The organism is Klebsiella sp. 141162 (genome assembly GCF_050600755.1).
Classification (GTDB): Bacteria; Pseudomonadota; Gammaproteobacteria; order Enterobacterales; family Enterobacteriaceae; genus Klebsiella; species Klebsiella aerogenes.
In genome coordinates this window covers 43,296-57,981 of the sequence record NZ_JAQIRI010000014.1, presented here as the reverse complement: position 1 = coordinate 57,981, position 14,686 = coordinate 43,296, and the positions used below count along the sequence as shown (strand labels likewise).

The 14,686-nt window shown below is 57.0% G+C and carries 14 protein-coding genes; 3 read left to right on the top strand and 11 right to left on the bottom strand.

Annotation, left to right across the window (positions count from 1 at the left end):
• Window positions 1-35 precede the first annotated feature (35 nt).
• Together recQ and pldA are read right to left on the bottom strand one after the other, a co-directional pair.
• Window positions 36-1,862, bottom strand: a complete 1,827-nt coding sequence (gene recQ, locus PGR23_RS23535) for an ATP-dependent DNA helicase RecQ (RefSeq protein WP_015368858.1) — start codon at window positions 1,860-1,862, stop codon at window positions 36-38.
• 67 nt (window positions 1,863-1,929) lie between these two features.
• Complete coding sequence (gene pldA, locus PGR23_RS23530; protein ID WP_045389277.1) at window positions 1,930-2,802, bottom strand: phospholipase A; 873 nt, start codon at window positions 2,800-2,802, stop codon at window positions 1,930-1,932.
• Between the two features lie 153 nt (window positions 2,803-2,955).
• Here pldA and yigI point away from each other — a divergent pair, with 153 nt between their 5' ends.
• Window positions 2,956-3,420, top strand: a complete 465-nt coding sequence (yigI, locus tag PGR23_RS23525) for an acyl-CoA thioesterase YigI (RefSeq protein WP_004097567.1) — start codon at window positions 2,956-2,958, stop codon at window positions 3,418-3,420.
• Between the two features lie 48 nt (window positions 3,421-3,468).
• Window positions 3,469-4,362 carry an EamA family transporter RarD gene (rarD, locus tag PGR23_RS23520; RefSeq protein ID WP_045389280.1) on the top strand — a complete coding sequence of 298 codons (894 nt, stop codon included), beginning with the start codon at window positions 3,469-3,471 and terminating at the stop codon, window positions 4,360-4,362.
• Window positions 4,363-4,450: 88 nt separating this feature from the next.
• Here rarD and corA read toward each other — a convergent pair whose 3' ends face one another.
• The 8 genes from corA to lptM form a co-directional block, all read right to left on the bottom strand.
• Window positions 4,451-5,401 (bottom strand): magnesium/cobalt transporter CorA, encoded by a 951-nt coding sequence (corA, locus tag PGR23_RS23515; protein WP_045389308.1) that lies wholly within the window; start codon window positions 5,399-5,401, stop codon window positions 4,451-4,453.
• 150 nt (window positions 5,402-5,551) lie between these two features.
• The gene (gene ysgD, locus PGR23_RS23510; protein ID WP_349815745.1) at window positions 5,552-5,608 is read right to left on the bottom strand and encodes a YsgD/CorL family protein; all 57 of its coding nucleotides are present in this window, start codon (window positions 5,606-5,608) and stop codon (window positions 5,552-5,554) included.
• A gap of 148 nt (window positions 5,609-5,756) precedes the next feature.
• A complete protein-coding gene (gene uvrD / locus PGR23_RS23505; RefSeq protein WP_032709535.1) occupies window positions 5,757-7,919 on the bottom strand; it encodes a DNA helicase II in 2,163 nt (720 codons plus the stop codon).
• A gap of 63 nt (window positions 7,920-7,982) precedes the next feature.
• Window positions 7,983-8,699 (bottom strand): 5-amino-6-(5-phospho-D-ribitylamino)uracil phosphatase YigB, encoded by a 717-nt coding sequence (yigB, locus tag PGR23_RS23500; RefSeq protein WP_047066633.1) that lies wholly within the window; start codon window positions 8,697-8,699, stop codon window positions 7,983-7,985.
• Window positions 8,699-9,601, bottom strand: coding sequence for a tyrosine recombinase XerC (xerC, locus tag PGR23_RS23495; protein ID WP_045395583.1), 903 nt, complete (start codon window positions 9,599-9,601; stop codon window positions 8,699-8,701). Before xerC ends, yigB begins: the two co-directional genes overlap by 1 nt.
• Window positions 9,598-10,305 (bottom strand): DUF484 domain-containing protein, encoded by a 708-nt coding sequence (locus tag PGR23_RS23490; protein WP_396280068.1) that lies wholly within the window; start codon window positions 10,303-10,305, stop codon window positions 9,598-9,600. Before PGR23_RS23490 ends, xerC begins: the two co-directional genes overlap by 4 nt.
• On the bottom strand, window positions 10,302-11,126 hold the full coding sequence (gene dapF / locus PGR23_RS23485) for a diaminopimelate epimerase (RefSeq protein ID WP_032713809.1): 825 nt from the start codon (window positions 11,124-11,126) through the stop codon (window positions 10,302-10,304). The genes PGR23_RS23490 and dapF overlap by 4 nt, the downstream gene beginning before the upstream one ends.
• Before the next feature lie 35 nt (window positions 11,127-11,161).
• Entirely contained in the window at window positions 11,162-11,365 is a 204-nt protein-coding gene (gene lptM, locus PGR23_RS23480; protein ID WP_020077593.1) for an LPS translocon maturation chaperone LptM, read from the bottom strand.
• 146 nt (window positions 11,366-11,511) lie between these two features.
• Here lptM and cyaY point away from each other — a divergent pair, with 146 nt between their 5' ends.
• Complete coding sequence (gene cyaY, locus PGR23_RS23475; protein ID WP_015368867.1) at window positions 11,512-11,832, top strand: iron donor protein CyaY; 321 nt, start codon at window positions 11,512-11,514, stop codon at window positions 11,830-11,832.
• A 132-nt stretch (window positions 11,833-11,964) separates the two neighbouring features.
• Here cyaY and cyaA read toward each other — a convergent pair whose 3' ends face one another.
• Window positions 11,965-14,517, bottom strand: coding sequence for a class I adenylate cyclase (gene cyaA / locus PGR23_RS23470; RefSeq protein WP_430915660.1), 2,553 nt, complete (start codon window positions 14,515-14,517; stop codon window positions 11,965-11,967).
• Window positions 14,518-14,686 lie beyond the last annotated feature (169 nt).

The window sequence follows — 14,686 nt, the reverse complement described above, 5'->3', positions numbered from 1 at the left end:
AAGGAAACTATTCTGGCACCTTTTCCCGCGGCTGACTACTCATCATCGCCATCGACATGAGCACGTATCAGCGCCATGAATTCTTTACCGAAGCGCTCAAGCTTACGGGTCCCCACGCCGTTGACGCTAAGCATCTCCCCGGCGGTAAGCGGCGACTGTTCGGCCATCTCAATCAGCGTCGCGTCGTTAAACACGACATATGGCGGGATATTCTCCTCGTCGGCGATCGCTTTACGTAATTTACGCAGCTTGGCGAACAGCTTGCGGTCGTAATTGCCGCCGAAGGATTTCTGCATCGCTTTCGGTTTTAGCGCCACGATACGCGGCACGGCGAGCTGCAGCGGGACTTCACCACGCAGTACAGGACGCGCGGCCTCGGTGAGCTGCAGCGCGGAGTGCTGGGCAATATTTTGCGTCACCAGTCCGAGGTGGATTAACTGGCGAATCACGCTCACCCAGTGCTCGTGGCTCTGCTCGCGACCAATGCCGTACACCGGCAGTTTATCGTGGTTCAGGTCGCGGATACGCTGATTGTTGGCGCCGCGGAGTACTTCAACCACGTAGCCCATCCCGAAGCGTTGATTCACCCGGTAAATAGTTGAAAGCGCCTTACGCGCGTCCATTAAACCATCGTACTGCTTTGGCGGATCAAGACAGATATCACAGTTGCCGCACGGCTCCTGACGCCCTTCGCCAAAATAGTTCAGCAGCACCAGACGGCGACAGGTCTGCGCTTCGGCAAATGCCCCCATCGCATTCAGCTTATGACGTTCAATATCCTGCAGCGGCCCGGCGGGCTTCTCCTCCAGGCAACGGCGCAGCCACGCCATGTCCGCCGGATCGTAAAACAGCATCGCTTCCGCCGGCAGCCCGTCACGCCCGGCGCGGCCGGTTTCCTGATAATAGGATTCAATATTGCGCGGGATATCAAAGTGCACCACAAAGCGGACGTTCGGCTTGTTAATGCCCATACCGAAAGCCACCGTCGCCACCACGATCTGCAGATCGTCGCGCTGGAATTTCTCCTGCACATCGGCACGAATATCATTTTCCAGACCAGCATGGTAGGCCGCCGCGCTGATGCCGCGGCTTTGCAGCCTGGCGGCGGTGTCTTCAACCTTAGAACGGCTGTTGCAGTAGATAATCCCTGATTTACCGCGCTGATCCTGGACGTATCGCATCAACTGATCGAGCGGCTTAAATTTCTCCATCAGCATATAGCGGATATTGGGGCGATCGAAGCTACTAACCTGAATCAGCGGATCGTTAAGCCCCAGCAGGCGAACAATATCGCGGCGAGTGGTGTCATCAGCGGTGGCGGTGAGCGCCATAAACGGAATATGCGGCATCCGCTGGCGCAGCTGGCCCAACGCGGCATATTCCGGGCGGAAATCATGGCCCCACTGCGAGATACAGTGCGCCTCATCCACCGCCAGCATCGCTAAGTTCCAGTGGCTCAGATGCTCCAGGAAGTTATCCAGCATCAGGCGTTCCGGCGCGATATACAGCAGACGAATCTGCCCGCTGCGGCACCCCGCCATCACCTCTTGCTGCTGCTCGCGGCTCTGCGTCGAGTTAAGACAGGCCGCGGCGACGCCGTTTGCCAGCAGCTGATCGACCTGGTCTTTCATCAGCGAAATCAGCGGCGACACGACAACCGTCAGGCCGCCGAGGACCAATGCAGGTACCTGGTAGCACAGCGATTTACCGCCGCCGGTCGGCATCACCACCAGGCAATCGCGGCCTTCCAGCGCCGTGGCGATAATCGATTCCTGGCCCGGGCGGAACTGCTGGTAGCCGAAGGTCTCTTGTAAAACCTGCTTAGCCAGCGATTCCTGATTTAATACTTCCGCCTGTGCCACGTTGACCCCATCCGCCTGAAAAGAAAACAGGCGCTATTTTCAGCGCCTGAGAGCCAGAGTGCAACGATTAAAACAGATCGTTGAGCATCACGCCGACGCCGACGCGTGTCTGATTGAAGTTATAGTCGATGAGCGACTCGCCATAACCGCTGTACACCTGAGTATAGGCGCGCACGTGCTTGGTAATAGGGTAACTGACCCCGATTTCCGCGCCGCCGTAGCCGGTATTCCAGTTATATTGCCCCTGAGCGCTAAAAATAGCCTCCCCCAGCTGGTAGCCAATCTTCAGGCGGTAGTAACCCATGTATTTGGTGATATCGGGGTTATCATCGGTACTGCCGACCACATACCACGGCTTCACTTCAACCAGCCAGTTACCGTTTTGCGCCATCAGGCGAGTATACAGGCGGTTCCAGCTACGTGACGTTGGATCGGAACGGCCATTGGAATCGTGGTTATAGCCGACTTCGATATCGCGCAAAGTCCAGCCGGCAAACTCATAATCCGTCGCGAAGCCAAGGAAGAGCTGAGGCTCGTAGTTGGTTTCGCGAAACGGCGCCGAGCCTTTACTGTTAGAGAGCTGCCACCAGGATTTTTGCGTATAGGAGGCGCCAAGCAGCGAATTATCGCCAAGGATGCCGCGCCATAACGGGAATGCCAGGCTGAGCTGGAACTTCACCTCATCCTTACGCGCGTCATCGGCCCAGTCGTAACTGCGGATGGCCTCTTTATTGAGATCGCTGGTCCACGTATAGAGCAGATAGTTGCTCTCATAAGGATAAAGCAGGAACGGATTATCATGGTCCTGCAGCAGGTTGGCGATAATGCTGCCCCGCACCGCGGGTTTGTCATGAACGGCTTGATTAAGCGGCGCGTCCTGCGCCAGAACGCTGGCCGGCAGCGCGCTAAGCGCCAGCAGCCAGGTCAAAGAGATACGCATTACTGTTCTCCTGAAGAAGGGTTCTTATTAATGTTTTGTCCTGCTGCCATTCTACCTGTTTATCTGCCTCCCGCTGCGTTATCGCCTCCGAAAGTGGAAATCAATATTTTTGAAGCATAAAATCAACATTTCATTAACGAATGGACTTCTGCTATGTCTGAACTGACCGCCGCCGCCGCACTAAAGTTGGTGGGAGAGATTTTTGTTTATCACATGCCTTTTAACCGTGCGCTGGGGCTTGAGCTGGAACGTTATGAAAAAGAGTTTGCCCAGCTCAGCTTTAATAATCAGCCGATGATGGTAGGCAATTGGGCGCAGAGTATTCTGCACGGCGGCGTTATCGCCTCTGCGCTGGATGTCGCCGCTGGACTGGTCTGCGTCGGCAGCACCCTGACTCGCCATGACACTATCAATGAAGAAGAGCTGCGCCAGCGCCTCTCGCGGATGGGAACTATCGATTTGCGCGTCGATTACTTACGCCCTGGCCGCGGCGAGCGTTTTACCGCCACCAGCAGCCTGCTGCGCGCCGGAAACAAAGTCGCCGTGGCCCGCGTCGAGTTGCATAACGAAGAGCAGGTTTATATCGCCAGCGCCACGGCTACCTATATGGTGGGTTGATTGCCGCAGATCGAGTAACATCACTCTTTTTGGCAATGGATTCTACCAATGGACGCAAAACAAACGCGGCTGGGCGTTATGCTGGCGCTGGCCGCCTACTTTATCTGGGGTATCGCGCCGGCGTACTTCAAACTTATTTACTACGTTCCCGCCGATGAAATCCTGACGCATCGCGTGATCTGGTCTTTCTTTTTCATGGTGGCGCTCATCAGCGTCAGCCGCCAGTGGCCGCAGGTAAAAAAACTGCTAAAAACCCCGCGCAAGATCTTCCTGCTGGCGCTCTCTGCGGTGCTGGTCGGCGGCAACTGGTTGCTCTTTATCTGGGCAGTCAATAACCACCATATGCTGGAAGCTAGCCTCGGCTACTTCATTAACCCGCTGGTGAATATTCTGTTGGGAATGATTTTCCTCGGCGAACGCTTTCGCCGCCTACAGTGGTTAGCGGTGATCCTCGCCTTCTGCGGCGTGCTGGTGCAGTTGTGGACCTTCGGCTCACTGCCGGTAATCGGCCTGGGGCTGGCATTTAGCTTTGCCTTTTATGGCCTGGTACGTAAGAAAATCGCCGTCGATGCGCAGACCGGTATGCTGGTGGAAACGCTATGGCTGCTGCCAGTGGCGGCGATCTGGCTTTTCGGCATCACCGATAGCCCAACCAGCCATATGGGAGACAACCCCTGGTCGCTCAATTTACTGCTAATGGCAGCGGGTGTGGTAACCACCATCCCCCTGCTGTGCTTCACCGGCGCGGCGACCCGCCTGCGCTTGTCGACGTTGGGCTTTTTCCAGTACATCGGCCCGACGCTGATGTTCCTGCTGGCGGTAACGTTCTACGGTGAAGTGCCGGGCACGGATAAAATGGTCACCTTCGCCTTTATCTGGGTGGCGCTGGCGATATTCGTGATGGATGCGGTATATACGCAAAGAAGGGGGCGTCGGGGATAGGATATTACCCGATGTCGGCTACGCCTTATCCGGCCTACAAAAGCACAACACGTAGGCCCGGATAAGCGAAGCGCATCCGGCACAACAACTACAGCCAGTTTTTACGCTTGAAGTAGAGATACGGCGCCAGGCCGGCCAACATCATAAACACGATGGCTCCCGGATAACCAAAGCTCCAGTGGAGTTCCGGCATAAACTCAAAGTTCATCCCATAGCTGGACGCCACCAGCGTCGGCGGCAGGAACACGACCGAAACCACCGAGAAGATCTTGATAATGCGGTTCTGCTCGATGTTGATAAAGCCCATCGCCGCCTGCATCAGGAAGTTCACCTTCTGGAACAGCGATTCGTTGTGCGGCAGCAGGGATTCGATATCTCGCAGGATCTCTCGCGCCTGTTCCAGCTGGCCTGCCGGCAGGCGCGCCTTGCGCACGAGGAAGTTTAGCGCGCGCTGGGTATCCATCAGACAGAGACGTACTTTCCAGCCGATATCTTCCAGTTCCGCCAGCGTCGACAGCGCTTCGTCGTACTCGTCGCCCTGGTGGCCTTCCATAATCACGCGGCTCAGCTTTTCCAGGTCGCTGTAGATGTTTTCTATCTCATCCGCCAGCTGTTCGATTTTGGTCTCGAACAGATCTAACAGCAGCTCGTAGGCGTTGCCATCAATCAGCGTCTGGTTACGCACGCGCATGCGGTACAGGCGAAAAGCGGGTAGTTCACGCTCGCGCAGGGTAAACAGGCGACCTTCGCGGATGGTAAACGCCACGGTTGAGTTACCGGCGTGATCGTCAGCATCTTCGAAAAAGAAAAAGGAGTGGATGTGTAAACCATCTTCGTCTTCAAAGAAACGCGCTGACGCTTCGATGTCTTCCAGTTCCGGGCGCGTCGCCAGGTTCTGGCCTAACTCCGTTTGCACACGGCTACGTTCATCATCGTCAGGCTCGACCAGGTCGACCCACACCGAGCTGGCAAGATGCTTGATCTCATCGGCCTCAAGGCGCGTTAAACGATTATTTTCCAGTTGAAATGCGCTCAGCATGACCGGGACTCCCAATACAAAAAATTTATCGGACAGTTCGATGGGCACACAGAAACTATTTGGGTTTCAGACCATTAAGCCTGACTCAGAGCGACGGGAATGGGACGGGTCGCCGACAACCGCTAAGGCTATCGGCATAAGGGGATAGCCTTAGGAGTTGTTCCTGAATGACAGGAAGTTGAGCCAGCATCTACTGGGTGTGTCCAAGGCGAATGTCCTCTTAGCGTAATCGTGCGCGCATGTTACGCCAGCGCCAAAACGGCGTCAACACGCAAGGGAACGCTAAAGAGCAAATCCTGCCATTTAGCATATAAGGCTAGCAGATTATTACAAAAAAATTATATTTTTCTTAAAGTTACACCGTTTCCAGGCGTGCGTAGGCGGCGACCAGCCATTTAATTCCCTGCCCCTGAAAAGCCACCTGCAGCCGGCTATGCTCACCGCTGCCCTCAAGGTTGACGATGGTGCCTTCACCGAACTTCGGATGCCGCACTCGTTGGCCCAGCTTATAGCCGGTATCGTTCTCCGCCACCGGGGTACCGAGACGCTGATGGTTAACCGGGCGGCTCACCGTCGCTCGCAGCCGCACCTCTTCCACGCACTCTTCCGGCAGCTCGCCGATAAAGCGCGATGGGCGATGGTAAACCTCTTTACCGTACAAACGGCGGGTTTCGGCGTAGGTCAGCGTCAGTTTTTGCATCGCGCGCGTCACGCCGACGTAGGCCAGACGACGCTCTTCCTCCAGACGACCGCCCTCATCAAGCGCCATCTGGCTCGGGAACATCCCCTCTTCAACGCCGACGATAAACACCTGCGGGAACTCCAGCCCTTTCGCCGAGTGCAGAGTCATCAGCTGTACCGCATCCTGCCAGGTATCCGCCTGCCCTTCGCCCGCTTCCAGCGCGGCGTGGGAGAGGAACGCCTGCAGCGGCATCAGATCTTCATCTTCTTCGTTGTAGCTGAACTGGCGCGTCGCCGTCACCAGTTCCTCTAAGTTTTCGATACGGGTCTGGCCCTTCTCGCCTTTTTCCTGCTCGTACATCATACGCAGGCCGGAATCTTTAATGACCCGGTCAGTCTGGACATGTAGCGGCATATCGGCGGTTTCCTGCGCCAGCGCGTCGATAAGCTCCATAAAGCGCTGCAGAGCGCTGGCAGCGCGGCCTGCCAGCACTTTCTCTTTCAGCAGCTCGCGGCAGGCCTGCCACAGCGTCAGCTGACGATCGCGCGAGGTCTGGCGCACCACATCCAGGGTCCGATCGCCGATGCCGCGGGTAGGCGTATTGACCACACGCTCAAACGCCGCGTCGTCGTTGCGGTTGGCAATCAGGCGCAGATAAGAGAGCGCATCTTTGATTTCCTGACGTTCGAAGAAGCGCATGCCGCCATAAATACGGTACGGCATGCTGGCCTGCAGCAGCGCCTCTTCCAGCACGCGCGACTGGGCGTTGCTACGGTAGAGAATGGCGCACTGCTCCAGCGCCCCGCCGTTCTCCTGCCAGGTTTTAATTCGGTTAACCACGAAACGCGCTTCATCGAGATCGTTGAAGGCGCAGTACAGCGAAATGGGCTCGCCGTCGGCGCCGTCGGTCCACAGTTTTTTGCCCAGCCGCCCGTTGTTGTTTTCAATCAGGGCGTTGGCGGCGCTGAGAATATTGCTGGTTGAACGATAGTTCTGCTCCAGACGAATAGTTTCCGCGCCCGGGAAGTCATTCAGGAAGCGCTGAATGTTTTCGACCTGCGCGCCGCGCCAGCCGTAAATCGACTGGTCATCATCGCCGACAATCATAACTTTGCCGGTATCGCCCGCCAGCAGGCGGATCCAGGCATACTGAATGTTGTTGGTATCCTGGAATTCGTCGACGAGAATATTGGTGAAGCGCTCGCGGTAGTGCTGCAGGATATGCGGTTTGTTCAGCCACAGTTCGTGCGCGCGCAGCAACAGCTCGGCAAAGTCCACCAGCCCGGCGCGATCGCAGGCTTCCTGATAGGCCTGATACACCTTCTGCCAGGTCTGTTCGACCGGGTTGCCGTAGCTCTGAATATGGTGCGGGCGCAGCCCTTCATCTTTTTGGCTGTTGATGTACCACATCGCCTGACGCGGCGGCCATTGCTTCTCATCCAGGTTCATCGCCTTAATCAGGCGCTTCAGCAGGCGCAGCTGATCTTCGCTATCGAGGATTTGGAAATCCTGCGGCAGGTTGGCATCCAGATGATGGGCGCGTAGCAGGCGATGGGCCAGGCCGTGGAAGGTGCCGACCCACATACCGCCCTGGGTGGTGCCCATCAGTTGGCCGATACGGTGGCGCATCTCCGCCGCCGCTTTGTTGGTAAAGGTCACCGCCATAATGGAATACGGCGAGCAGTTCTCCACGCTCAGCAGCCAGGCGATACGGTGCACCAGTACGCGCGTCTTACCACTGCCCGCCCCTGCCAGAACCAGCATATTGGTGCGCGAGGCCGCTACGGCTTCACGCTGTTTGTCATTAAGGCTGTCGAGCAGGTAAGAAACGTCCATTGGCACCGCCGGAAGAGAAGGGGTTCCACGAACCCCTGTTAATATATACAGAGTTACTGGTGATTATATCAGCGAGGTCAGAGATGCCAACCGTGAAATTTCAATATGCGGCAGCAGGCGGCTATCGGCGGTTTTCATCAACGAGGCGTTCTCCGGCTTGATCCAGCAGGCCTGCATTCCACAGCGAATAGCGCCCGCCACGTCGGTGGTCAGATCATCGCCGACATGCAGAATCTGCCCGAGCGGCAAATCCAGACGCTCCGCCGCCAGATGGTACATATCGGCAAACGGCTTGGAGCGGCCATCCGGACCTGCGCGCAGCACGAAACGGAAATAGTCATTCAGCCCGAACAGTTCTGGCTGAGCGTTACCGTTGGTGATAGCCACCAGCGGCCATTTCTGCGCCAGCTTCGCCAGCGTATCGTGCGTCTCCTGCGGCACATCGACGCGGCTGCGCCAGTGGGCGAAATTTTCCATCGCCGCATCGGCGCCGGCTTTCGCCTCGGCGGCGGAGAGCCCGGCATTACGCATCCCTAACTCCAGCGCGCGGTGGCGCCAGACGGTGACATCGTGATAAATCTCGGGTTCTGAGGTCAATAACGTTTGGCGCAGGCGGTTGAGATCGCTTGCATCAAACTGGCTCAGCGCCGGATGGTAATTACGCACAAATGTCAGCGATTCCTGCATCGTCCGGTCAATCACCGGGCGGTTATCGTAAAGGGTGTCATCCAGGTCGAACGTCAGCGCGGAGATCGGGCCCAGAGGTCGGTAAAAACGCATTATTTCCCCCGTTTAGCGCGCGGATGCGCGGCATCGTACACCGAGGCAAGGTGTTGAAAATCGAGATGGGTATAGATTTGGGTGGTGGAGAGATTGGCATGCCCCAGCAGCTCCTGCACGCCGCGCAGATCGCCGCTCGACTCCAGCATATGCGTCGCGAAGGAGTGCCGCAGCTTATGCGGATGCACGTGGCTATTGAGTCCTTGCTTGATTCCCCACTCGGCAAACCGCTTCTGCACGTTGCGCGCTGAAATGCGCTTACCCAGCTTCGACAAAAACAGCGCATCGTCATCGCCGCCGAACAGGCCGCGCAAATCCAGCCAGTGTTCGATCCACGCCACCGCGTTGCGTCCAATTGGCAGGCGGCGCTCTTTGCTGCCTTTCCCCATCACCCACACTTCCCCTGACTCCAGGTCAAGGTGCTTAATATCAAGGTTAACTAACTCAGAAAGACGCAGCCCCGCGCCGTACATCACTTCCAGCATCGCCCGGTCGCGCACCGCGAGCGGGTCGTTGAGGTCGATATCCAGTAGCCGATTCACATCATCAACGTCGATATTTTTCGGCAAATGGCGGGGGATCTTCGGCGCCGCAATCCCTTTCGCCGGGTTAGCGGCCAGCTCGCCCTGGCTGACCATCCAGTCGAAAAAGCTGCGCAGGGCGGAAAGCCGCAGCGCCAGGCTCGCCGGGCCTAAGCCCGCGCGGCGGCTACGCACCGCAAAGCTACGTACCTGAGCGGCGTCACACTGCTGCCAGCTTTTTAAGCCAGCATCATCCGCCAGCGCGATCAGCGCTTCCAGCTGACGCTGGTAATTCGTGAGCGTAATCGGGCTAAGCTGGCGCTCAACGCCGAGATAGCGCAGGAAGCGGTCGACGCAGGCGAATAGCGGGGAGTCGGTCATGCGCGTTCAATCCAGCGCTCCAGCAGGCCGGGCAGCATGCGCGCAATCTCCTGCAGTAGCTGTGTTCCCTGGCCTTGCTGATAATGTTGTGGATCGCGGCTGCTGAAGAACATCACCCCCGGCGCGTCGTCATCGCCCAGTAGCGACATCGCCACCGAGCCGATAGCTTTCGCCTCCGGCATGACTACCAGCAACTCTGGCCCGTTCAGCGGCCCAAGATAGTGGCGTGCCTGGCCCAGCCGCTGAATACGAATGGGTTCGAACGCCTGCCGGCTCAGCGCCAGATGGGTGAATTTAGACGGCGCGCCGAGATGCCAGCTGTCCGGAAACAGGCGCACCGTTGCGCCCGCCAGGCCAAGCTCGCGCGCCCAACGATGAAAGCGGTTGAGCATTTCATCCAGGCTATCGGCGGACGCCAGCCGCGTCTGCAGATGGAACAGGCGCTGAAACAGGCTTTGATTGGCCGTCGCCTGTTCCATCAGCAGCGTCATGTTCTCTTCCAGCACGTTGATATGGTTACGCGCCCGCAGCATATGCCACTCTACCAGCGAGATGGTGCCGCGCACCGGATGCGGGACGCGGATATGCTCAACCTGCGCCGCATTACGAATAAAGAACTCAGGATTTTGCAGCAGATAATCTACTACCGCGCTGTCGTCGAGCGCTGTGGCGAGTTCCTGCTGTTCTTCCCCGATCTGTTTCATAGATGAATAAATCCGTCGTAGACGTGTGCCGCCGGGCCAGTCATATACAACGGTTGACCCGGACCTTTCCAGGCGATGTCGAGACGCCCGCCTGGCAATTCCACGCGTACCTCTTCGGCGAGTAACCCCTGTTGGATACCGACTGCCACCGCCGCACAGGCACCGCTGCCGCAGGCCTGCGTTTCGCCTGCGCCGCGTTCATAGACGCGCAGACGAATATGGGAGCGTTCCACTACCTGCATAAAACCGATATTGGCGCGTTCCGGAAAACGTTCGTGGCTTTCCATTACCGGACCGAGGGTTTCAACCGCGGCGGTGTCCACGTTATCGACCTGAATCACGCAGTGCGGGTTGCCCATTGAGACGACGCCGCACAATATTGTCTGTTCAGCCGCGCGCATAATATAGGTCTTTTCCGCTTTGTTAGCGCGGAACGGGACCTGAGACGGCTCGAAATTCGGCTCGCCCATGTTAACGCGCACCAGATCATCTTCCGTTACGCTTAATACCATACGACCGTTGGCGGTGCTCACGCGGATATCACGTTTATTGGTCAGGCCTTTTAAACGGACAAAGCGGGCGAAGCAGCGCGCGCCGTTGCCGCACTGCGAGACTTCGCTACCGTCAGCATTGAAGATACGGTAGTGGAAGTCCAGATCGGGATCGTACGGCGGCTCGACAACCAACAGCTGGTCGAAGCCGACGCCAAGATGCCGATCCGCAAGGCGACGAATCAGCTCCGGTGAGAAGAAAACATTCTGCGTTACCGCATCAACAACCATGAAGTCGTTGCCGAGGCCATGCATTTTAGAGAACTGCATTATCTACTCCAATTGCGCGGAACAGAACGTTATCGTTAATAGTTAACCTGGGTCGGACCGCCATTATCGCCGCGATCGTTACGATCCGGCGTCGCGCTCTGAATGCCTGGGTTAACCGGCTTGGTCGGCGGCGGCGCGGTTTTGTCTGCCGGCGGGAAATACAGCGGCCCTTTCAAACCGCAGCCGGTCAGGCTGAAGATTGCAAACAGAACGGCAAGCGTGGGTAAAACGTTTTTCATTGATAGTTGCCCATGATTCATTCGTTACTGCTTTCTATCATCGCAGGAGAAGACGTAAAAGCAAGCGTTTAGCATCTGACTGCGCGCGCTTTTGTTTCGCGCTATACTGCGGCCATCTTCAAAAATCAAAAAAGCAGAATATAACTATGAACGACAGTGAATTCCATCGCCTGGCCGATAGCCTGTGGATGACCATCGAAGAACGTCTGGACGACTGGGACGGCGACAGCGATATCGACTGCGAAATCAACGGCGGCGTGCTGACCATCAGCTTCGAAAATGGCAGTAAAATCATCATCAACCGTCAGGAACCGCTGCATCAGGTCTGGCTGGCGACCAAGCAAGGCGGCTATCACTTCGATCTGCAAGGCGACGAGTGGATCTGCGATCGTAGCGGCGAACGCTTCTGGGATCTGCTGGAGCAGGCGGCGAGCAATCAGGCCGGCGAGACGGTGAGCTTCCGTTAATGACGTCTTTCCCGGATGGCGGCGCATCGCGCCTTGTCCGGTTACCCGACGACATAGAACCGTAGCCCTGCTAAGCGCAGCGCCAGCAGGGAATATCTCCGGATAGCGGCTCGCGCCTTATCCGGGGCAAATCTACGAGTAGCGCTGCTGCAGCACCGGTGAGGCGACCGCTTCCTGGCCCGGCGGCACCGCGGCGGCAATCGCCTGACTGCGGAACGGGATCACCTGCGTGCGTCCGTCAACTTCGACTATCTGATAGAACTGCGGCAGGTTGAAGTTAATGAAGCTTGAGCCGTAGGTGAAGCGATCGTGCGATGACGAGTAGAAGCGGCTGACGTCGCGCACCAGCTCTTCTTTGCTGCCCTCGCAGTGGTGATAGACCTCTGCGCGGTTGCTTTCGTCGAGAATGTAGATGTTAAAGCCGCTGTCATTGTTATCCGCATCTTCAAAGAAGAATTGAATTATCCCTTCGCTGGCGAAGCCATCCACCACCGCCGGCAGCTTAACGTGATTGGTTTCTACCTGTACCGACAGGCCGTGGAGCTTGTTGTGCGAGATAGCGCCGTAGAACTCAATGGCGTTTTCCAGCTTCTGCACCGACACGTTCAGGCGCTCGAAGAACAGGCCCCAGGTCTGGCCGGAGACGCGCAGCGCTTTGAAGCGCCCGGTATCCTGACGGGTACTGGAGAGACGCAGTTCGATGCACTCGGAGACCATCTGCTGCACGCGGGTGCGGATAAGGCCGCGCAGGTGCTGGCTATAGCAGAACACCTCCACGCTATCCGGCGGCGCGGCGTCCTGATGCATTTTGCCGAGAATAGTTTTCAGCGCTTCGATCATCGCCTGCTCACCGTTAAAGTGCAGCGTGCGCACTTCGTTCCACGAGTTGCGATACAGCAGGTCGACGCTGCCAATCAGGCATTTTTGCTCTTCGCCAAAGCTGAAAACATCGAGCTTACGGAAGTCGAAATGCACCACCTGATTGCGGAATGCCGCCGTCGGGTCATATTCGAGGTTGACGATAATCGCCAGGTGGCGAATTTCGCACGGGCTGTACAGCGCTTTTGGCGTCGGCGCCGGCAGGCGCAGCGGGAAGTGGTGCGACACGTCGGCCACCATCTCCTGCAGCTTCGGCAAATCGACGATACCGTTGCCCTTAATAAACAGACGGGTGCGTGAGGTCAGCAGGCCGTTAAACCAGGCCCAGGCCACCAGCTTATTAAGATAACGGTTATATTCCAGCGGCTGATGGCTGATGATCGATTCCATATCCGGCGCGCGGTTATACAGATACCAACCGGTACGGTTAGCGCGGCCCGGCGGCACGTGGATAAAGGTCAGATTCGGTTCCGACAGGTCCGGTGAAATTTGCGGGTTTACCAGGGTAACTTTGCCCGGCAGGGCTTCAAAGGCGGCATACAGCTTACGCGTCAGCACGCCGATATCCTGCGGGCTGGCGGAGACGCTGAGGTTATTGCGCCGGGCGAAACGGATCAGATTACGATAGCTCTGCATCATCGCGTCGAGCAGTTCGTTGTGCGCTTTGCGCACTTCATCGATTTTCCAGTTAGCGCGGTTATCAAGCATCATCAGACGCTTTTCATCCCAGCCCCACTCTTTCACCAACTGGCTGACGACTTCACGACGCCAGCCCACGCAGGCGCGCTCGCGGCTGAGTTTTTCACAGACTTTCAGGTAGAAGCAGCGGCGTACCAGATCGAGACGGGTGTCGTCTTCGATAGCCTGCAGATAGCCGGTAACGCGCTCCAGCATCATGCAGTAGGGGTCGAGACCGAACGAGACAATCTCGCCATCGTGCAGGCGCTGTTTAATATCTTTCGCCAACAGGCGGTTGTTGGGGTATTCCCAGGAGTAGGCTTCCAGCAGCAGCGTTTTCAGCACCGCTTTATACGGGGAGTCGATACTCTTATACAGCTGCCACAGGCTGGCGCCGAAGTACTCTTCCGCCGACAGCGAACTGAGGCCGCCGAGATCGAGCCATTCGTTTGGCGTCAGCACGCCCTGGGCATACAGCCCCATCACGTAGTCATCGTAATGGTCTTCTTCATCACCCGGCACCATATTCCACAGAATACGCTTCCCGGCGAGACGCACGGCGGTGCGGTAAAATTCATCGAGCAACAAAATATGCTGGGTCGAACCGCAGTCTTCGCCGCCGAGGCTGCCGCTTTCGTTATGGCGGAAGCGGTTTTCGTCGATCAGGAAGAAACTGACCTCGACGCCGAGCGACGCCGCCCAGTTTTCAAGCAGGCTGCATTTACGCTGCAGCAGCTGGCGTTCTTCGTTATCCAGCCAGGCCTGATGGCATACCCAGATATCCAGATCGGAAGAGCAGCTTTGCCCAACGGAGGAGGTACTGCCCATCGAATAAACGCCGGTAATCGGCAGTTCGCCTTTCGGCGGCTCCTGCGTCAGCAGGCCGCGGTGCAGTTCGAGTTCGTCAAGGTAGTGGCGTTGGGTTTCATCAGGCGTGTAGAGGCAAATGCCGCGGGGAACGTTACCGTCAAGGTAACCCGGCATCAGCGGGTGATGATAATGTAGTAATGTCGGCAGAAGACTGTAAACCTGCTGGAAAGCGGGTCCCATGGCAGCAAGCGCGCGATCCACGCGCAGTTGGTTGATGGCATCCAGTCTCTGTTTCAGTGTCTCAATATAGAGGTACAAGACATATCGCCTGATGTTCAAAAATCCGACGTACAATAGTACGGAGGATTTCAGTATTTCAACAAGAACCGTCACCATTCGTCATCGGTGTGGTTGTGATGAACTGCTGGCTGACAAATGGTTTAAAACGTGATCAATTTAACACCTTGCTGTTTGACCGTAAAGAAAG